Genomic DNA, 19020 nt, shown 5'->3' on the forward strand with positions numbered 1-19020 from the left:
GCTTGTAGCGAGGTGCGCGGCTGGACTGCCGGCGTGAGCGGGGCGCGGTGGCCGTCCGCACGGGCCAAGGCTCGGCGCCGACAGCGGGCGCGGACGGTTCGGCGGATCGTGCGCCCTACAGCAACCCCGACGCCCGGAAGCTCAGCTCCCTGTCCTTGCCGATGATGAGGTGGTCGTGGACGATCAGGCCCATCGTCTCGGCCGCGGCGACGATGCGGCGGGTCATCTCGATGTCGGGGTCGCTGGGGGTCGGGTCGCCCGAGGGGTGGTTGTGGACCAGGATCAGGGCGCTGGCGTTCAGGTTCAGCGCGCGGCGCACGATTTCTCGCGGGTAGACCGGGACGTGGTCGACGGTGCCCTTCGCCTGTTCCTCGTCGGCGATCAGGACGTTCTTGCGGTCGAGATACAGCACCCGGAACTGCTCGATCTCGCCATGCGCCATCGCGGTGTGGCAGTAATCGACCAGCGCGTCCCAGCTTGTCAGCACCGGCCGGCGGATCACCCGGGACCGCGCCAGCCGCTGCGCTGCCGCCGCCACGATCTTCAGCTCGACGATGATCGCGGGGCCGACGCCATCGACAGCCGCCAGTCGCGCGGGGTCGGCCGACAGCACGCGGTTGAAGTCGCCGAACTGCTCCAGCAGCCGCCGGGCGAGCGGCTTCATGTCTTGACGCGGCACCGCGCGGAACAGGACGAGTTCGAGCAGTTCATAGTCGGGCATGGCTGCCGCGCCGCCTTGCATGAAGCGATCGCGTAGGCGCGCGCGGTGGTCGGCGATGTAGCTCGGCTGCGCTGCCCCTGCCTTCTTCGCGGCCGCCGCAGGCGGCACGGCTTCCACGTCGTCCTGCGCCGGGTCGAACCGGAACAGCGACGGCGTGGCTTCGTGGAAGGCGTGATCCCCTGGCATGGCTGCCAGCCTGCCGGCAAAACCTTAAGGCTGCGTTAAGCGCCCAGCCCTTCCCAGAAATTCTTGATCTTGCCGAAGAAGTTCGACGTCTGCGGATGGTTGTCGGCGTCGATCGCCTCGAACTCGCGCAGGATCTCCTTCTGCCGCGCGGTCAGGTTCACGGGGGTTTCGACCGACAGCTCCACCAGCATGTCGCCGAAGTCGCCCTGCATCCCCGGCCCGTGGCGCAGCGGCGGCATCCCCTTGCCGCGCAGGCGCATCTGCTGGCCGGTCTGGCTGCCGGGCGCGATCCTGACCCGCGAGCGGCCGCCGTCGATCGTCGGCACCTCGACCTCGCCGCCAAGCGCCGCGGTCGTCATGCTGACGGGCACGTGGCAGGCGAGCATGCGCCCGTCGCGCATGAAGATCGCGTGGTCCTTGACCTCGACGAAGATGTAGAGGTCGCCCGGCGGCCCGCCGCGCAAGCCCGCCTCGCCCTCGCCCGCAAGGCGGATCCGGGTGCCGGTTTCCACGCCCGCGGGAATGTTCACCGCCAGCGCGCGCTGCTTTTCGATCCGGCCGGCGCCGCCGCATGCGGAACAGGGGTTCTTCACGATCTGGCCCTGTCCGTTGCAGGTGGGGCAGGTGCGTTCCACGGTGAAGAAGCCCTGGCTCGCGCGGACCTTGCCCATGCCGGCGCAGGTGGGGCAGGTGGCGGGCTCGACCGCGCCCTCGGCGCCGGTGCCGTTGCATTCGCCGCAGGCGACCGAGCCGGGAACGGAGATCGTCTTCTGCAACCCCGCGTAGGCTTCTTCCAGCGTGACCTGAAGATTGTAGCGCAGATCCTGCCCGCGGGTGGCGCGGTTGCGACCGGACGCGGCACGTCCGCCCATCATGTCGCCGAACAGATCCTCGAACACGTCGGCGAAGGCGCTGCCGAAGTGGCCGTTGCCGCCGCGCGCGTCGCCGAAGCCGCCCGCCCCGAAGCCGCCGCCGTCGAAGGCCTGATGCCCGAAGCGGTCGTAGGCTGCCCGGCGCTGCGCGTCCTTCAGGCAGTCATAGGCCTCGTTCACTTCCTTGAAGCGGCCCTCCGACAGTTTGCAATCGGGGTTGCGGTCGGGGTGGAGTTCCTTGGCCTTGGCGCGGTAGGCCTTCTTGATCTCGTCGGCCGACGCGCCGCGCCCCACACCAAGAACCTCGTAGAAATCGCGCTTGGCCATGATCTTCCGGTTTGAGGTGGATCGTCAATGAAAGACCGGCCCGCGTGCAGAACACGGGCCGGCCACGGTCGCGGGAAGCTTACTTCCGCTTTTCTTCGCCCAGGTCCTCGAAGTCCGCGTCGACGATGTCGTCGTCCACGCCGCGCGGGTTCTCGTCACCCTCGCCTTCGCCCGAGGCACTGGTCTGGCCCGCCTTGTAGATCGCCTCGCCCAGCTTCATGGACGCATCCATCAGGTTCTGGATGCCGCCCTTGATCTTGCCGGGCTCGTCGGACTTCAGCGCGTCTTCCAGCGCGCCGATGGCCAGTTCGATCGCCTCGACGGTCGAGCCGTCGACCTTGTCGCCGTGCTCGTCCAGCGACTTGCGGGTCGAGTGGATCAGGCTTTCGGCCTGGTTGCGCGATTCGACCAGTTCGCGACGGCCCTTGTCGGCTTCGGCGTTCGCCTCGGCGTCCTTGACCATCTTCTCGATCTCCTCGTCGGACAGACCCCCCGACGCCTGGATCGTGATCTTCTGCTCTTTCCCGGTACCCTTGTCCTTGGCGTTCACCGACACGATGCCGTTGGCGTCGATGTCGAAGGCCACCTCGATCTGCGGCATGCCGCGGGGGGCGGGCGGGATGTCCTCAAGGTTGAACTGGCCGAGCAGCTTGTTGTCGGCGGCCATCTCGCGTTCGCCCTGGAAGACGCGGATCGTCACGGCGTTCTGGTTGTCCTCGGCGGTCGAGAAGGTCTGCGACTTCTTGGTCGGGATCGTCGTGTTGCGGTCGATCAGGCGGGTGAAAACGCCGCCCAGCGTCTCGATCCCCAAGGACAGCGGCGTCACGTCGAGCAGCACCACGTCCTTGACGTCGCCCTGCAGGACGCCCGCCTGCACCGCGGCGCCCAGCGCCACCACCTCGTCGGGGTTCACGCCCTTGTGGGGTTCCTTGCCGAAGAAGCTCGTCACTTCCTCGATCACCTTGGGCATGCGGGTCATGCCGCCGACCAGAACAACCTCGTCGATGTCGGACTTGGCGAGGCCCGCGTCCTTCAGCGCGTCCTGCAGCGGCTTGATGGTCCGCTTGATCAGGTCGGACACCAGGCTTTCCAGCTTCGCGCGGGTCAGCTTCATGACCATGTGCAGCGGCGTACCCGAGTTCTTGTCCATCGAGATGAACGGCTGGTTGATCTCGGTCTGGGACGAGGACGACAGCTCGATCTTGGCCTTTTCCGCCGCTTCCTTCAGGCGCTGAAGTGCCATCTTGTCGCGGGTCAGGTCGACGCCGTGCTCTTTCTTGAACTCGTCGGCAAGGTAGTTGACGATCTTCATGTCGAAGTCTTCGCCGCCGAGGAAGGTGTCCCCGTTGGTCGATTTCACCTCGAACAGGCCGTCGTCGATTTCCAGGATGGTGATGTCAAAGGTGCCGCCGCCGAGGTCATAGACCGCGATCGTCTTGCTGTCCTTCTTGTCGAGCCCGTAGGCCAGCGCGGCCGCCGTCGGCTCGTTGATAATGCGCAGCACTTCCAGGCCCGCGATCTTGCCCGCGTCCTTGGTCGCCTGGCGCTGGGCGTCGTTGAAGTAGGCCGGGACGGTGATGACCGCCTGCTCGACCTTCTCGCCCAGGTAGGATTCGGCGGTTTCCTTCATCTTCTGAAGGATCATCGCGCTGACCTGCGCGGGGGAATACTTCTCGCCCCGGACTTCGACCCAGGCGTCGCCGTTGCCGCTGTCGACGATCTTGTAGGGGACCAGGTCGCGGTCCTTCTTGACCTCGGCATCGGTCACGCGGCGCCCGATCAGGCGCTTGACGGCGAAGACGGTGTTTTCGGGGTTGGTGACGGCCTGACGCTTGGCGGGCTGGCCGACGAGGCGTTCGCTTTCGGTGAAGCCCACGATGGACGGCGTCGTGCGCGCGCCTTCCGAGTTCTCGATCACCTTGGGCTGGCTGCCGTCCATGATGGCGACAACGCTGTTCGTGGTTCCGAGGTCGATGCCGATGACTTTGGCCATGCGTTTACCTTTCTTGCGGCGATGATGCGGGTTCCGGGTCCGATCTGCGGCCCCCGGTTCCCTATCCCGTGGGGGTGTGATGGCCGGTGACCCGGCCGGTTCGATGGGTATATAGGAAGGGGATTTTGGGCCTGCAAGCGCTGCGAGACGGTAGCATGAACGACACGGAAACCAGTCCCTCGCCCGGTTCCGGCGGCCCTGCGGCGCCGCGCGGGATCCGCGGCATCGGGCTGTGGCCGGGCCTGCTGGACGGCCTCGCGCAGGTCGATCTGATGGCCGAAGTCGAGGCGATCTGGGACGCCGCCCCGCCGGTGCGGCCCGTCACCCGCTGGGGCAAGCCGCTGTCGGTCGCGATGACCTCGGCGGGTGCGCTCGGCTGGACCAGCGACCGCCGCGGCTACCGCTACGAGCCGCGGCAACCCGACGGGCGGGCGTGGCCGCCGATCCCCGGCAGCCTGCTGGCGCTCTGGGACCACGTCACGGGCGGCGCGCGGCGGCCCGACAGCTGCCTTGTCAACCTGTACCGCGAGGGCGCGCGGATGGGGCTGCACCAGGACCGGGACGAAGCCGACCTGTCCTGCCCCGTGGTGTCGGTCAGCCTTGGCGACGACGCGCTGTTCCGGGCGGGAGGAACCGAGCGGGGCGGGCCCACGGAAAGCGTCTGGCTGCACTCGGGCGACGTGATGGTGCTGGCCGGACCCGCGCGGCTGGCGTTTCACGGGATCGACAGGATACGGCCGGGCAGTTCCGACCTCGTGCCCGGCGGCGGGCGGGTCAACCTGACGCTGCGGGTGGCGGGGCGGGATGCGGGACAAGACCCGGGGCAGGCCCCGCGGCCCGGCGCCGGGGTCAGCGCGCCGACCAGCTGAGCGACCGGGCGTTGCGGGTCACGAACTCCAGCATCAGCCCGATCATCAGGCAGGCCAGCGTGAACCAGACCGCGTATTCCCAGTTCGAGTTGCGGGGCGAATAGTTGATGAAGGCGTATCCCCGCGCCTGGTCGATGACGTGGAACAGCGGATTCCAGTCGAACATGTTCAACATCATCGTCGGCAGCACGTTGGCCACGAACATCTTGCCCGATGCGATCATGTTGATCCGCTGGTAGAACGAGCTGATGATGCTGATCCCCGCCGGCCACCACTGCTTGGCCGACATGAAGATCATCCCGATCGCGCAGCCCGACGCCCAGGCCAGCAGGAACATCCCGGCGAGCCCCTGAAGGTTCTCGATGTGGATGGGGGTGACCAGCGCGTGGTAGGTCCACAGGATCACTATGGATGCCAGCGTCTCCTGATAGAGAACCGTCAGCCCGGTCGAGCTGATCGTGACGGCCGTGTTCATCGGCTCGTGCTTCATCATGGCCGAGGTCGAGTTCGCCGCCCCCGTCATCGCGCCGATCGCCTTGGCGTGGGTCATGAACAGGAAGATCCCGGTCATGAGGAAGACGATGAAGTCGCCCCGGATGGGCGAGCGCTGGACACCCATCACGTGGAACATCATGTAGAAGCCGGCGACCATCGCCAAAGCCTGCCCGACCGACATGGCAAGGCCCACGACCGCGTTGCTGTGCGAACTGCGCAGGTTGTGGACGGTCTGGTGATAGATCAGCGCCAGCGTCGAGAACGCGGCCTGGGCCAGGTTGCGGTTGCGCGGCTGGACGAACATGCGGGCGGCCTTCGGTGCGGGCGGGGCAGAGGGGTGGGCAGACGGGTGGGGCGACGGCGAAAGCGTGCCCGGGACGGCACGGGCGGGCAGTGCGCTGATCGGCCGGCTTGCCGGATACAATCGGCGCGAGCATAAGGGGAGCGGTCGCATCTTTCAACGCCGGGCATCCGTCCGGATCGTCGGCGACCGGGCCGAACGGAAGGAAAGCGCATGCAATTCGACGAACTTGTCGCCGTGATGCGGCGGCTCGCGCTTCAGGCCGGGGACCGAATCATGCAGGTCTACAACGGCCCCGAGTTCGAGGTCCGCGCCAAGGGCGACGAATCCCCCGTGACCGAGGCGGACGAGGCGGCCGACGCGCTGATCTCGGCCGGGCTGCGCAGGGCGTTCCCCGACGTGGCGCTGGTGACCGAGGAGCAGGCCGACACCCACGGGCAGAGCCTGCACACCTTCCTCATCGTCGACCCGCTCGACGGCACCAAGGAGTTCGTGCAGCGCCGCGGCGACTTCACCGTCAACATCGCCTATGTCCTCCACGGCACGCCGGTCCGCGGCGTGGTCTACGCGCCCGCCAGGGGGCGGCTGTTCTACACGCTGGCCGACGGCCGCTCGGTCGAGGAGATCGGGCCGTTCCGCGACACTCCCGGCGAGGTGCGCCCGATCGGGGTGAACCCGGTCCCGGACAACCGCGCGTTGATGGTCGTGGCGTCCAAGTCGCACCGCGACCGGGCGACCGACGACTATATCGGGCAGTACGGCGTGCGCGACATGACCAGCGCCGGGTCGTCGCTGAAGTTTTGCCTCGTCGCCACCGGCGAGGCCGACCTCTACCCGCGCCTCGGCCGCACCATGGAATGGGACACGGCGGCGGGCGACGCGGTGCTGCGCGGCGCGGGCGGGCAGGTGGTCCGCTTCGACGACCAGGCGGCGCTGACCTACGGCAAGCCGGGGTTCGAGAACCCGTTCTTCATCGCCTACGCGCCGGGCGTCCTTCTGCACCCGCAGGGCTGAGCCGTGTCCGTCGTCATCGTCATCCCCGCGCGCAACGCCTCGACCCGCTACCCGGGCAAGCCGCTGGTGCCGCTGACGGGCGCATCGGGGCAGGCGCGGGCGCTGATCCGGCGCAGCTGGGACGCGGCGATGCAGGTCGCGGGCGCGGACCGGGTGATCGTCGCGACCGACGACGACCGCATCGCCGACCACGCGGCGGGGTTCGGGGCCGAGGTCGCGATGACCTCGACCACCTGCCGCAACGGAACGGAACGCTGCGCCGAGGCGGTGGCGGGCCTTGGCCTTTCGCCCGAGATTGTCGTGAACCTGCAGGGCGACGCGCCCCTGACACCCGCGTGGTTCGTCGAGGATCTGGTCGCGGGCCTGCGCGGCGATCCGGTCGCGCAGGTCGCGACGCCGGTCCTGAACTGCACCGGCGCGATGCGCGCGGACCTGCTGGCCGACCGCGCCGCGGGCCGCGTCGGCGGGACCACCGCCGTGTTCGGGGCGGACCGGCGGGCGCTCTATTTTTCGAAGGAAGTGATCCCGTTCGTGCCGCACGACGTGGCCGCCCACGCGCCCAGTCCCGTGTTCCACCATGTCGGCGTCTACGCCTACCGCCCCGGGCCGCTCGCCGCCTATGCCGGCTGGCCCGAGGGTACGCTGGAGCGGCTGGAAGGGCTGGAGCAGCTTCGCTTCCTCGAGCGCGGCGTCCCGGTGCTATGCGTCGAGGTCCAGGCCCGCGGGCGCGAGTTCTGGGAACTGAACAACCCCGAGGACGTGCCGCGGATCGAGGCGATGATGCGGCGGATGGGGCTGGATTGACGGAACCGGACGCGCGCGGGGTGGCGGACGCGCGCGGGGTGGCGGACGCGCGCGGGGCGACGGAAACGCGCGGGGTGACGGTCAGCGTCGTTGTCGTCTCGCGCCACCGCCCCGGCCCGCTGGCGCTGTGCCTTTCCGCCCTGACGCTCCAGGATCATCCGGCGTTCGAAATCGTGCTGGTGGCCGATCCGGGATCGGTCGGCCTGCGCCCGGACCTGCCGATCCGGCGGGTGCCGTTCGACCTGCCCAACATCTCCGCCGCGCGCAACGCGGGGATCGCCGCGGCGGCGGGCGATGTCGTGGCCTTCATCGATGACGACGCGGTGGCCGAGCCGACTTGGCTGTCCCGCCTCGCCGCGCCCTTTGCGAACCCGGCGGTGCTGGCCGCCACGGGCTTCACGCGCGGCCGCGACGGGTTGCGCTGGCAGGCGCGGGCCGAACGGATGACCCGCGACGGGCTGGCCGTTCCGGTTCAACCGGAAGGCGAATCGGTCCTGCTGCTGAGGCCGCTCGACGGCCTGCCGGTCAGCACGCTCGGCACCAACTGCGCGTTCCGCCGCGCGGCGCTGCGGGACGTGGGCGGGTTCGACCCGGCCTTCGCGTATCACCTGGACGAAAGCGACCTGAACATGCGGATGGCCGCGCGCTGGCCGGACGCGCCTACCGCGGTGGTGCCCGGGGCCGAGGTCGCGCATGGCTGGGCGGGCGACGACCGCCGCAGCGCGTCCGGCGTGCCTTCCGACCTCACACAGGTCGGCCGGTCCACCGCGATCTTCTGCGCGCGCCACGGCGGCGATCCGGCGCGCGCGTCCGAAAGGCTGCGCGCGCGGCTGCTGCGGCTGATGGTGGCCGGTCGGCTCGACCCGCTGCGGGTGACGCCGCTGATGCGGACGTTTGCGGCGGGCGCGGCAAGCGCGCCCCCCAGCGTCTGCTGGCCGGAACCGCTTCCCGGCAGCCCCGCCGCCGCTTCCCTGCTGACCCTGCCCGGCACCGGCCCGCGCGCCCATGTCGTCCTTTGCGGCTGGCACCGGCAGCGCCGCCGCCTGCGCGCAGAAGCCGCGCGCGCCGCCCGCGGCGGGCGGCTGGTGACGCTGATCCTGCTCAGCCCCTCGATCCTGCCGCACCGGGCCCGGTTCGATCCGGCGGGGTTCTGGGAACAGGCGGGCGGCCTGTGGGGGCCGTCGCTGCCCGGCGACCCGCCCGTCCGCCGATGGCGCTGTCGCGACCGTGCCGCGCGCGAGGCACGGCGCCTGTCGCACATGCGCCTTTGATGCAAATGTCGCACGAAATCGGCGGGCTTCGACCCGTCGCGGCCGTCGTTCGCTTGCTACGGCCCGCGTGTGTGGGTAAGCCCGTTGCATGAAAGCAGGGCGGGTGCGCGTCACCCCTAACGGAGCTACGTTCATGGTCCGCAAGGTCACCAAAGCCGTTTTCCCGGTTGCCGGACTGGGCACCCGGTTTCTCCCCGCCACGAAGTCGATCCCGAAGGAGATCATGACCCTCGTCGACCGGCCGCTGATCCAGTACGCCATCGACGAGGCGCGCGCGGCCGGCATCGAGGAGTTCATCTTCGTCACCTCGCGCGGCAAGGGCGCGCTCGAGGATTACTTCGACCACGCGCATGAACTGGAAAACACGCTGCACAAGGCGGGCAAGAACGACCTGCTTGAACTGCTGCGCCAGACCAACATGGATTCGGGCGCGATCGCCTATGTCCGCCAGCACAAGGCGATGGGCCTTGGCCACGCCGTCTGGTGCGCCCGCCGCCTGATCGGCGACGAGCCCTTCGCGGTGGTCCTGACCGACGACGTCGTCATGGGCGAGCCCCCGTGCCTGCAGCAGATGATCGAGGCGCATGCCGAGACCGGCGGCAGCATGGTCGCCACGATGGAAGTGCCGCTGGACAAGACGAAGTCCTACGGCGTCCTCGACATCGAGGAAGACATGGGCGCGATCGTCAAGGTGCGCGGCATGGTCGAGAAGCCCAAGGAAAACCCGCCCTCGAACCTCGCCGTGATCGGCCGCTACATCCTCGCGCCCAGCGTGATGGAAAACCTCAACAAGCTGAAGCAGGGCGCGGGCGGCGAGATCCAGCTGACCGACGCCATCGCCGACGAGATCGAGGAAGGGCGCGACGTGTTCGGCCTGCGCTTCCGCGGCCAGCGTTACGACTGCGGGTCGAAGGCGGGCTTCCTGCAGGCGACGGTCGCGTTCGGTCTGGATCGTGACGACCTGCGCGAGGAGTTCGCCGAGTACCTGCACGACGTCCTCGCGATGCGGAAGGCGGCCGAGTAAGCGCATGGCAGACAAGGTTCTTGTAACCGGTGGCGCCGGTTACATCGGCTCGCACGCCTGCAAGGCGCTGGCCGCCGCGGGCTACATCCCCATCACCTTCGACAACCTCTGCACCGGCTGGCGCGAGGCGGTGAAGTTCGGCCCGTTCGAACAGGGCGACCTGATGGACCGCGCCCGGCTGGACGAGGTCTTCGCCGCGCACCGGCCCATCGCGGTGATGCACTTCGCCGCGCTGTCGCAGGTGGGCGAGGCGATGCGCGAGCCGGGCAAGTACTGGCGCGGCAACGTCTGCGCCTCGCTGAACCTGATCGAGGCGGCGGTGGACGCGGGCTGTCTCGACTTCGTCTTCAGCTCCACCTGCGCGACCTACGGCGACCATGACGGCGTCGTGCTGGACGAGACGACGCCGCAGGCGCCGCTGAACAGCTACGGCGCCAGCAAGCGCGCGATCGAGGACATGCTGAAGGATTTCGGCGCGGCCCACGGCCTGCGCTCGGTCATCTTCCGCTACTTCAACGTCGCGGGCGCCGACCCCGAGGCGCAGGTGGGCGAGTTCCATCAGCCCGAGACGCACCTGATCCCGGTGATCCTGGAAGCGATCGACGGCAAGCGCCCGGCCCTGACGATCAACGGCACCGACTACGACACTCGCGACGGCACCTGCGTGCGCGACTATGTCCACGTCATGGACCTGGTGGACGCGCACGTGCTGGGGCTGAAGTGGCTGCGCGACGGCCGCGGCCGTCCGCCGGAAGCGCAGGCGACCGGCGGGGCGGAGGTGTTCTGCCTCGGCACCGGATCGGGCTTTTCCGTCCGCGAGGTGATCGACCAGGCCACGCTCGCCACCAACCACGCCGTCCCGATGACCGAAGGTCCGCGCCGCGAAGGCGACGCGGTGTCGCTGGTGTCGGGAAGCGCGCGCGCGGGCGAGGTGCTGGGCTGGCGCGCGGACAGGTCCACCCTGCCGCAGATGATCGGCGACGCCTGGCGCTGGCACCAGACCGGCGGCTATGGGAAATGAGCCGGCTTACCTGCTGGACGTCACACGGCTGATCTCCCGTCTCGGCCAGGGGCCGCTGACCGGCATCGACCGGGTCGAGGCGGCGTGGCTCGGCCATCTGCAAGGCCGCCCGCATCTGCTGGTCGCGCGGCTGGGGCCGGTGCAGGCGGTGCTGCCGCCCGCCGCCGGGGCGGACCTGCTGCGCTGGGTCGCGGGGGATCTCTCGGGCCTGCCGCCGGCTTCGCCGCTCGACCGCCTGCTGCGCCAGGCAGGCGCGCGGCCCCGGGCAAAGTGGGCGCTGGTGCGGCGCGCGGTGATCCGTGCCCCGCGCAGCGGGCGCGGCCTGCGGGCCCGCGTCCTGCGGCGGCTGCCCGGCCCGGTCACCTATCTCAACGTCGGTCACACGAACCTCGACCCCGGGTGGCTTGCCGGCATGGGCTGGGCGCACCCGGTCGTGCTGGTCCACGACACGATCCCGCTCGACCATCCGGAGTTCACGCGCGCGGGGCAGGGCCCGATCTTTCGCGCCCGGCTGCAATCGGCCCTGCGCCACGCCGCAACCATCGCCACCATCAGCGAGGCGACCCGCGCCGACCTGCTGCGCTGGCGGGGCCGCCTCGGCATCCCCGAACGCGCGCCGGTGATCGTGGCGCCGATCGGCACGACGCTCGCAGCCCCGGTCCCCGGGGACCTGCCGCCCGACCTCGACCTGTCGCGCCCGTTCTTCGTGGCGCTGGGCACGATCGAGCCGCGCAAGAACCACGCGCTGCTGCTGGACGCGTGGGAGCTTCTGGCGCGCCGCCTTCCGCCGTCCGCGATCCCGCAGCTGTTCATCGTCGGCCGCCGCGGGTGGGAAAACGCCGCGACCTTCGCCCGGCTGGACGCGCTGCCGCCCGGCGGCCCGGTGCGAGAGATGAACGACCTGTCGGACGGGGCGGTCGCGGCGCTTCTGGATCGCGCCCACGGCTTGCTGATGCCCAGCCGCAGCGAGGGCTTCGGCCTGCCGCTGACCGAAGCGGCGGCCCGCGGCACCGCCGTCATCGCCACGCCGCTGCCCACGGCCCGCGCCCTTCTGGGCGACGCCGCGACGTTTCTTCCCCCCGACGACCCGGCCGCGTGGGCCGCGCGGATCGAGGCCGCTGCCGCGCAGCCCCGCCAGGTTCTTCAACCGGTGGATGTTCCGGGGTGGAGCGCGCACTTCGAAACCGTTAGCAAGGCTGTCATGACGCAGGCCGCCCGACGGGGCGCGCCGGGCTAGACGATTCAAGGGGTGGTCGTGCCGGGTTGGTGGAACAGGTACAGGCGGCGGGTCCGGCTGCGCGCGCGCCGGCAGTACCTGCTTGCCCGCGCCATCCGCCGCAGGCGCGCGCTGTCGCCCGTGGCCGACCGCACCGGCGACATCGGCGCGGACGCCATCCTGTGCTTCGTCACCCTGCGGAACGAGGCGGTGCGCCTGCCGTACTTCCTCGACTACTACCGCAAGCTGGGGATCGACCACTTCCTGATTGTCGACAACGACAGCGACGACGGCAGCCGCGACCTGCTCGCGGGCCAGCCGGACGTGTCGCTGTGGACCACGAAGGCCAGCTACAAGGGGTCGCGCTTCGGGCTGGACTGGGTCAACTGGCTGCTGTTCCGCCACGGCACGGGTCACTGGTGCCTGACCGTCGATCCCGACGAGTTCCTCGTCTATCCGCATTGCGACGTCCGGCCGCTGCGGGCGCTGACCGACTGGCTGGAAAGCTCGTCCTACCGCGCGTTTCCGGCGATGCTGCTGGACATGTACCCGCGCGGCACGGTTTCGGAACGGCCGTATCTCACGGGCGAGAACCCGCTGGACATCGCATCGTGGTTCGACCCCGCCAACTACATGATCCGCAAGAACGGCGAATACGGCAACCTCTGGATCCAGGGCGGCCCGCGGGCGCGGGCGTTCTTTGCCGACGACCCGCACAACGCGCCCGCCCTGAACAAGACGCCGCTGGTCCGCTGGGCGCGGCACTATGCCTATGTCAGCTCGACCCACATGCTGCTGCCGCGCTCGCTGAACCTCGTCTATGACGAGAACGGGGGCGAGCGGGCGTCGGGCGTCCTGCTGCATACCAAGTTCCTGTCGACCTTCGTCGAGAAGTCGGACGAGGAACTGACGCGCGGCCAGCATTACGCGGGCAGCCGCGAATACAGGGCGTATCACTCGGCCCTGCAGAACCGGCCGCAGCTGTGGTGCCCGGAATCGGTGGAATACGAAGGCTGGCGGCAGCTGGAGCATCTGGGCCTGATCTCGCGGGGGAACTGGCCGTGATGTACGCGGGCCGCAGCGGGCAGTCGGTTCAATCGGAACGCATCGTCCCGGCGCGGCTGGGCGTCGTGATGCTGTGCCACGACAACATGCCGCTTGTCGCCCGCATGGCCCGGATCTGGGCCGAGGGCGGCGCGGCCGTGGCGATCCACGTGGACGCGAAGGTGCCGGACGCCGATCTCGCCGGCATGCGGGCGTCGCTTGCGGGCGTGCCGGGCATCCTGTTCGCACCCCGGCGGGCCTGCGAGTGGGGCACCTTCAGCCTGGTCGCGGCGACGCAGGACGCGGCAGAGGCGCTGCTTGCCGCCGAGCCCGGCCTGACCCATGTCCTGACCACGTCGGGCGCGTGCCTGCCGCTGCGCCCGGTGGCCGAGCTGATCGACTATCTTTCCCGCAGGCCCGACCGCGACTTCATCGAAAGCGTGAACGCCGCGGATGTCGGCTGGGCCGTCGGGGGCCTCGACCTGGAGCGGTTCACGCTGCGGTTCCCGTTCTCGTTCCGCCGCCAGCGCGGGTTCTTCGACCGCTACGTGAACCTGCAGCGGCGGCTGAAGGTGTCGCGTACCATCCCCGACGGCGTGATCCCGCATCTGGGATCGCAGTGGTGGTGCCTGACGGCGCGCACGCTGGCCGCGATCCTGACGGACCCGCGCCGGCCGGTGTTCGACCGCTACTTCCGCCGCGTCTGGATCCCGGACGAAAGCTACTTCCAGACCCTCGCCCGCCGGCACACGCTGGGGATCGAAAGCCGGTCGCTGACGCTGTCCAAGTTCGACGGGCAGGGCAAGCCCTACGTCTTCTACGACGACCACCGCGACGTGCTGGCGCAGTCGGGCTGCTTCATCGCGCGCAAGATCTGGCCGCGCGCGCAGGCGCTGTACGACGTCTTTCCCAAGGCGCACGCGCAGAACGACGAGCCCGACAGCTACATGATCGACCGGCTCATCGACCAGGCCGTGTCGCGCCGCAACGTGGGGCGGCCCGGCCTGTACATGCAGAGCCGCTTCCCCCGCAAGGACGCCGAGAACGGCAAGACCGCCGCGCCGTACACCGTGCTCTACGGCATGGCCGACGCCTATCCGGGGCTGGTGGAATGGCTGCCCGACCATGTGGACGCCGATGTTCATGGCCGCCTCTTCGCGCCCGACGGGATCGAATATGGCGGCGGGCGCAGGCTGGGGCCCGGCTGCCTCAGCGACAGCCCGAAGGTCCGCGACCTCGATCCGCAGGGCTTCCTGACCTCGCTGATCCGGGTGTCGAGGCGGCGGCAGCTGTTCCAGTTCAGCCCGCGCGACAGCCAGACGCTCAACTGGTTCATGGCGACCGATCCGAACATGCGGCTGCTGGTCGTGACCGGCGCCTGGGCGGTGCCCCTGCTTCATTCGGGCATGCCCTTCGACGACGTGCGCCGCGCGGCCGCGATCCTGCAGCGGCGCGAGCTTGCGCTGCTCGAGGTGCTGGATTCCGTCTGGCTGAAGGCGCGGGTGGAACGCTGGAACCTGGCCGAGGTCGGCGCCGATCCGGTGGCCCCGCTGGCCGCGCTTCTGGAAACCGACACCGTGCCGCAGGGGGCGCCCGGGGTCGCCGATCTCACGGGCATGCTCGCGTTCCTCGACCGGCTCCGGAACGCGGGCCTGCGCCCCCGCAAGATGGGCGACTTCCGCCACCCCAACCGGACCGCCCGCGCCCCCATCCTCAAGGACGCCTGATGACGCACCCCTTCCGCAGCTTCGTGATCTTCGCCGAGATGCGAACCGGGTCGAACCTTCTCGAGGCGACGCTGAACGCGATCAAGTACGTCACCTGCTTCGGCGAGGCGTTCAACCCCTACATGATGGGCTGGCCCGACAAGGACGAACTGCGCGGCGTGACCATGGCCGAACGCGACGCCGACCCGATGCGCCTGTTCGAGGCGATCCGCTCGCACCCCAACATGACGGGCTTCCGCTACTTCCACGACCACGACCCGCGGATCCTCGACGCGATCCTGGACGACAAGACCTGCGCCAAGATCGTCCTCGCGCGGAACCCGCTCGACAGCTACGTCTCGACCCGGCTCGCCTATGCCACGAACCAGTGGAAGCTGAACGAGACCGAGACCCCGATTCCCGCCCGCATCCGCTTCGACGCGGCCGAGTTCGGGCAGGCGATGTCCGAGATCGAGCAGTTCCAGCTGCGCGTCCTGCACCGGCTCCAGACCAGCGGGCAGGCGGCGTTCTGGCTGGGCTACGAGGATCTGCGCGACGCGGGCGTGATGACCGGCCTTCTGCACTGGCTCGGCCGCACCGACCTGGAGCGGGTGGAACCCGCCAGCGACCAGGTCCCGCAGAACCCGCGCGAGCTGGCCGAGAAGGTGGAGAACTTCGACGAGATGCAGGCGGCGCTGGCGGCGATGGACCCGTTCCAGTCCCGCCGACTGCCAAGCTTCGAGCCGCGCCGCGGTCCCGCCGTCCCGTCCTTCGTGGCGGCCGAGGCGGGCAGGGGGCTGCTGTTCATGCCGGTCAGGGGCGGCCCGTCCGAGGTCGTCGGGACGTGGCTGCGCGGCCTCGGCCCCGTCACCGCGGACTTCAACCAGAACAGCCTGCGCCAGTGGAAGCGCCAGCGCCCCGGCCACCGCGGCTTCACCGTCGTGCGCCACCCGCTGTTGCGCGCATGGGCTGCGTTCGCCGCGCTCGCGGATGGGGGCAACGCCGAACTGCGCCAGCTGCTGCGCGCCACGCATCGGGTGCCGGTGCCCGAGGGCGGCGTCCAGGCGATCCCGCCCGACGAACGGGCGCGCGTGTTCGCGGCGTTCCTCGACCTGCTGCGCCGGAACCTGAACGGCCAGACGACGCTGTCCACCCATCCCGGCTGGGCCACGCAGTCGGAGGTCACGTCCGGCTTCGCCCGCTTCGGCGTCCCCGACATGGTCGTGCGCGAGGACCGGATGGCCGAGGATCTGGGCTTTCTCGCCCGGTCGGCCGGGATCGACGCGGAGCCTCCCGTGGCGGCGGCGATCCCGCCCTTCCTGGACGACGCCGACCTCAGGAAGGCCGCGAAGGCGGCCTATCTGCGCGACTACGTGGCGTTCGGCTTCGGCGACCGGCCCTGATCACCCCTGCGGCGTCATCGCCTTGCGCGCCCGCGCCCGCTCGATCCCCAGCTGCCGCTCGCGCCAGATGATCGCGACGCCCGCCGCGATGATGATGGCCGCGCCCGCGAGCATCGTGGCCGTCGCCGCCTCGCCGAAGACGAACCAGCCGATCGCCAGCGCCAGCACCATCGAGACATAGTCGAACGGCGCCACCAGCGACGCGTCCGCGTAGCGGTAGGCCGAGGTCAGCATGATCTGCCCGATCCCGCCCAGGATGCCCGTCGCCACCAGCAGGGCGGTCACGTCGGGCGCGGGCAGCACCCAGCCGAACGGCAGCGACACCAGCGACAGCACCGTCGAGGTGACGGAGAACCAGAACACGATCGCCGAGGTGCGTTCCTCCGCGACCATCCTGCGGATGAAGATCTGCGCGAGCGCCCCGAGCGCCGCCCCCGCGAGCGTCAGGACCGCGCCCAGCGTCTGCTGCGCCGACACGCTTTCCGCGCCCGCCCCGAGCCGCGGCGACAGGACGACCAGCACCCCCGCAAGCCCCAGCGCGACCATGCCCAGGCGGAAGCCCCGGATCACCTCGCCCAGGAACATGCCCGCGAAAAGGACGGTCAGCAGCGGCATGGCGTAGCCCAGCGACGTCTGCTCCGGCAGCGGCAGCAGGCCGAGCCCCGCGAAGCTGCAGACCATCGCCAGCGTCCCGATGATGCCGCGATAGAAGTGGCTCACCGCGCGGTGCGTGCGCAGCCCGATCCGCAGCTCTCCCCTGAGCGCGACCCAGACGAGGATGACGGGGATCGCGAAAAGCGAGCGGAAGAAGACCTGCTCGCCCACCGGCACCACGTCGGCGGTGGCCTTGAGGATCGCGCCCATGACGGTGAAGATCGTGACGCTGCAGATCTTCAGCAGGATGCCCCGAAGCGGGCTCTGGGCCATCGCGGGGGCGGCGATCCGTGTCGTCAGATCCGCGCTCATGCCAGCCGCCCCGCGGCCCAGCGGGCAGCGTCGGCGACGGCCGGGTCGGCGTCGTTCGCCAGCGCCTGCGCCAGCGGACGCAGCCGCGGCAGGCCGCTGTTGCCCACCGCGTACATCGCGTTGCGCACCATCCGGTCGCGCCCGATCCGCTTGATCGGACTGCCCGAGAACCGGGCGCGGAACCCCCCATCGTCCAGCACCGCCAACTCCTCCAGCGGCGGCGCGCGATGCGGGCCGTGATAGCGCATCTCGTTCGCCTGCGCCGCGAACTTGTTCCAGGGACAGGCGGCAAGGCAATCGTCGCAGCCGTAGATGCGGTTGCCCAGAAGCGGCCGCAGCTCGGGATCGACCGGCCCCCTGTGCTCGATCGTGAGATACGAGATGCAGCGCCGCGCATCCAGCTGGAACGGCGCCGGAAACGCGTTCGTCGGGCAGGCGTCGAGGCAGGCCGTGCAGCTGCCGCAGTGGTCCCGCTCGGGCGCGTCGGGCGGCAGGTCCAGCGTGGTGAAGATCGCACCGAGGAAGAACCAGCTTCCCAGGTCGCGCGACAGGAGGTTGGTGTGCTTGCCCTGCCAGCCAAGCCCCGCCGCCTGCGCCAAGGGCTTTTCCATCACGGGCGCGGTGTCGACGAACACCTTGATCTCGGCCCCCGTGTCCTCGACCAGCCAGCGCCCGACGCGCTTCAGCCGCGCCTTGACGAGGTCGTGGTAATCCTTCCCCTGCGCATAGACGCTGACCGCACCCCGATCCCGCCGGGCGAGATCCTCGCGCGGATCGTGCTCCGGCGTGTAGGTCTCGGCCAGCATGACCACCGACCGCGCCGCGGGCCACAGCGCCGCCGGATCGCCGCGCCAATGCGCCCGCTCGGCCATCCAGCCCATCTGCCCGTGCCGGCCCCGGGCGACGAAATCGGCCAGCCGCCCGGCCGCGTGCGGGATCGCGCCGGGCGTCGTCACGCGCACGGCCGAGAATCCCTCGGCCAGCGCGCGGGCCACCAGCGCATTCTTCTTTGCCGAAATATCCCGGGGGGGATCGCCCCCCGGGCGATGGGGGGCGGCGCCCCCCTGCGACCGCTCAGAAGTCGAGCTGGGCATAGTGCGGCGCGGGCGGGATCCCCGGCACCTGGTCGGCCAGCACGCTGCGGAACGCTGGCCGCGACTTCACGGTCGCGTACCAGTCGCGCAGCGTGGCCGAGCGGTCCCAGTCCACGTCCGAAATGTAGTCGAGGCACGACAGATGCGCCGCGGCGGTGAAGTCGGCGAGGCTCAGCGTGGTCCCGGCCAGCCACTTGCGCGTCTCCAGCAGGCCGGTCAGGTAGTCCATGTGGTCCTTGACCGCGCGCAGGCCGCCCTTGACCAGCTTGCTGTCGGGATAGCCGGCCTTCATGACCTTCTTCCACACCCGCTCGGACAGGATCGGCTGGGTGACCTCGCGGTTGAACTTGTCGTCGAACCACGCGCAGAGCCGGCGCACCTCGTAGCGTTCCAGCGGCGATCCCGGCATCAAGGGCGGCGCGGGCACCGTTTCGTCCAGGTATTCGCAGATCGCCTGGCTTTCGGCCATCAGCCGCCCGTCCATCCGCAGGACCGGGATCTTGCCCGCGGGATTGCGCTTCAGCACCTCGGACCCCGGCTCCCAGTAGCGTTCCTCGACCAGTTCGACCTCGATCCGCTTCTCGCCCAGGACCAGCCGCACCTTGCGGCAGAACGGGGACAGCGCGATGTGGTAAAGGCGCGGGGTGGACGAGGCGGTCATGGACATTCGGGCGATCTGGTCTGTGCTCAAGG

At 70.0% G+C, this 19020-nt stretch carries 17 protein-coding genes; 10 read left to right on the forward strand and 7 right to left on the reverse strand.

From position 1 onward, the window contains the following. Window positions 1-115: 115 nt before the first annotated feature. From radC to dnaK, 3 genes are all read right to left on the reverse strand, one after another. Window positions 116-907 (reverse strand): RadC family protein, encoded by a 792-nt coding sequence (gene radC, locus ELI80_RS12855; RefSeq protein ID WP_136652324.1) that lies wholly within the window; start codon window positions 905-907, stop codon window positions 116-118. 35 nt (window positions 908-942) lie between these two features. Next, complete coding sequence (gene dnaJ / locus ELI80_RS12860) at window positions 943-2106, reverse strand: molecular chaperone DnaJ (RefSeq protein ID WP_136652325.1); 1164 nt, start codon at window positions 2104-2106, stop codon at window positions 943-945. A 79-nt stretch (window positions 2107-2185) separates the two neighbouring features. Next, entirely contained in the window at window positions 2186-4099 is a 1914-nt protein-coding gene (dnaK, locus tag ELI80_RS12865; protein ID WP_136652326.1) for a molecular chaperone DnaK, read from the reverse strand. Between the two features lie 155 nt (window positions 4100-4254). Between dnaK and ELI80_RS12870 the strand changes: the two genes are divergently transcribed. Next, window positions 4255-4968: an alpha-ketoglutarate-dependent dioxygenase AlkB family protein gene (locus ELI80_RS12870; RefSeq protein ID WP_136652327.1), complete on the forward strand. Its 714-nt coding sequence runs from the start codon at window positions 4255-4257 to the stop codon at window positions 4966-4968. On the opposite strand, the gene ELI80_RS12875 is transcribed toward ELI80_RS12870, so the two are convergent. After that, window positions 4949-5767 carry an ABC transporter permease gene (locus ELI80_RS12875; protein WP_136652328.1) on the reverse strand — a complete coding sequence of 273 codons (819 nt, stop codon included), beginning with the start codon at window positions 5765-5767 and terminating at the stop codon, window positions 4949-4951. The two genes, ELI80_RS12870 and ELI80_RS12875, sit on opposite strands and share 20 nt — an antisense overlap. A 210-nt stretch (window positions 5768-5977) precedes the next feature. Between ELI80_RS12875 and cysQ the strand changes: the two genes are divergently transcribed. From cysQ to ELI80_RS12920, 9 genes are all read left to right on the forward strand, one after another. Then, window positions 5978-6778, forward strand: a complete 801-nt coding sequence (gene cysQ, locus ELI80_RS12880) for a 3'(2'),5'-bisphosphate nucleotidase CysQ (protein WP_136652329.1) — start codon at window positions 5978-5980, stop codon at window positions 6776-6778. A 3-nt stretch (window positions 6779-6781) separates the two neighbouring features. Next, entirely contained in the window at window positions 6782-7582 is an 801-nt protein-coding gene (locus ELI80_RS12885; protein ID WP_136652330.1) for a 3-deoxy-manno-octulosonate cytidylyltransferase, read from the forward strand. Continuing rightward, the gene (locus ELI80_RS12890; RefSeq protein WP_236641484.1) at window positions 7579-8853 is read left to right on the forward strand and encodes a glycosyltransferase family 2 protein; all 1275 of its coding nucleotides are present in this window, start codon (window positions 7579-7581) and stop codon (window positions 8851-8853) included. Before ELI80_RS12885 ends, ELI80_RS12890 begins: the two co-directional genes overlap by 4 nt. 133 nt (window positions 8854-8986) lie before the next feature. Beyond that, entirely contained in the window at window positions 8987-9877 is an 891-nt protein-coding gene (locus ELI80_RS12895; RefSeq protein ID WP_136652332.1) for a UTP--glucose-1-phosphate uridylyltransferase, read from the forward strand. Window positions 9878-9881: 4 nt separating this feature from the next. Further along, the gene (gene galE / locus ELI80_RS12900) at window positions 9882-10898 is read left to right on the forward strand and encodes a UDP-glucose 4-epimerase GalE (protein WP_136652333.1); all 1017 of its coding nucleotides are present in this window, start codon (window positions 9882-9884) and stop codon (window positions 10896-10898) included. Then, window positions 10888-12135: a glycosyltransferase family 4 protein gene (locus ELI80_RS12905; RefSeq protein ID WP_136652334.1), complete on the forward strand. Its 1248-nt coding sequence runs from the start codon at window positions 10888-10890 to the stop codon at window positions 12133-12135. The genes galE and ELI80_RS12905 overlap by 11 nt, the downstream gene beginning before the upstream one ends. An 18-nt stretch (window positions 12136-12153) precedes the next feature. Further along, entirely contained in the window at window positions 12154-13179 is a 1026-nt protein-coding gene (locus ELI80_RS12910; RefSeq protein ID WP_236641485.1) for a glycosyltransferase family 2 protein, read from the forward strand. After that, a complete protein-coding gene (locus tag ELI80_RS12915; RefSeq protein ID WP_136652357.1) occupies window positions 13179-14885 on the forward strand; it encodes a DUF5927 domain-containing protein in 1707 nt (568 codons plus the stop codon). Before ELI80_RS12910 ends, ELI80_RS12915 begins: the two co-directional genes overlap by 1 nt. Then, on the forward strand, window positions 14885-16267 hold the full coding sequence (locus tag ELI80_RS12920; RefSeq protein ID WP_136652335.1) for a hypothetical protein: 1383 nt from the start codon (window positions 14885-14887) through the stop codon (window positions 16265-16267). Before ELI80_RS12915 ends, ELI80_RS12920 begins: the two co-directional genes overlap by 1 nt. Here the strand turns inward: ELI80_RS12920 and ELI80_RS12925 are convergent, their stop codons facing one another. From ELI80_RS12925 to fzlA, 3 genes are all read right to left on the reverse strand, one after another. Continuing rightward, a complete protein-coding gene (locus ELI80_RS12925) occupies window positions 16268-17233 on the reverse strand; it encodes a DMT family transporter (protein ID WP_136652336.1) in 966 nt (321 codons plus the stop codon). Beyond that, entirely contained in the window at window positions 17230-18228 is a 999-nt protein-coding gene (queG, locus tag ELI80_RS12930) for a tRNA epoxyqueuosine(34) reductase QueG (protein ID WP_438943073.1), read from the reverse strand. The genes ELI80_RS12925 and queG overlap by 4 nt, the downstream gene beginning before the upstream one ends. 79 nt (window positions 18229-18307) lie before the next feature. Next, window positions 18308-18994, reverse strand: coding sequence for an FtsZ-binding protein FzlA (gene fzlA / locus ELI80_RS12935; protein ID WP_236641486.1), 687 nt, complete (start codon window positions 18992-18994; stop codon window positions 18308-18310). Window positions 18995-19020 lie beyond the last annotated feature (26 nt).

The sequence above is a fragment of the Paracoccus aeridis genome (assembly GCF_004923205.2).
In the GTDB taxonomy this organism is placed as follows: domain Bacteria; phylum Pseudomonadota; class Alphaproteobacteria; order Rhodobacterales; family Rhodobacteraceae; genus Paracoccus; species Paracoccus aeridis.

Excerpts from the sequence above, each read along its gene's own strand:
- cysQ (WP_136652329.1), top strand. The coding sequence starts at position 5,978 with ATGCAATTCGACGAACTTGTCGCCGTGATGCGGCGGCTCGCGCTTCAG.
- dnaK (WP_136652326.1), bottom strand. The coding sequence starts at position 4,099 with ATGGCCAAAGTCATCGGCATCGACCTCGGAACCACGAACAGCGTTGTC.
- galE (WP_136652333.1), top strand. The coding sequence starts at position 9,882 with ATGGCAGACAAGGTTCTTGTAACCGGTGGCGCCGGTTACATCGGCTCG.
- ELI80_RS12925 (WP_136652336.1), bottom strand. The coding sequence starts at position 17,233 with ATGAGCGCGGATCTGACGACACGGATCGCCGCCCCCGCGATGGCCCAG.
- ELI80_RS12920 (WP_136652335.1), top strand. The coding sequence starts at position 14,885 with ATGACGCACCCCTTCCGCAGCTTCGTGATCTTCGCCGAGATGCGAACC.
- radC (WP_136652324.1), bottom strand. The coding sequence starts at position 907 with ATGCCAGGGGATCACGCCTTCCACGAAGCCACGCCGTCGCTGTTCCGG.
- dnaJ (WP_136652325.1), bottom strand. The coding sequence starts at position 2,106 with ATGGCCAAGCGCGATTTCTACGAGGTTCTTGGTGTGGGGCGCGGCGCG.
- ELI80_RS12875 (WP_136652328.1), bottom strand. The coding sequence starts at position 5,767 with ATGTTCGTCCAGCCGCGCAACCGCAACCTGGCCCAGGCCGCGTTCTCG.
- ELI80_RS12915 (WP_136652357.1), top strand. The coding sequence starts at position 13,179 with ATGTACGCGGGCCGCAGCGGGCAGTCGGTTCAATCGGAACGCATCGTC.
- ELI80_RS12870 (WP_136652327.1), top strand. The coding sequence starts at position 4,255 with ATGAACGACACGGAAACCAGTCCCTCGCCCGGTTCCGGCGGCCCTGCG.
- fzlA (WP_236641486.1), bottom strand. The coding sequence starts at position 18,994 with ATGTCCATGACCGCCTCGTCCACCCCGCGCCTTTACCACATCGCGCTG.
- ELI80_RS12895 (WP_136652332.1), top strand. The coding sequence starts at position 8,987 with ATGGTCCGCAAGGTCACCAAAGCCGTTTTCCCGGTTGCCGGACTGGGC.
- ELI80_RS12905 (WP_136652334.1), top strand. The coding sequence starts at position 10,888 with ATGGGAAATGAGCCGGCTTACCTGCTGGACGTCACACGGCTGATCTCC.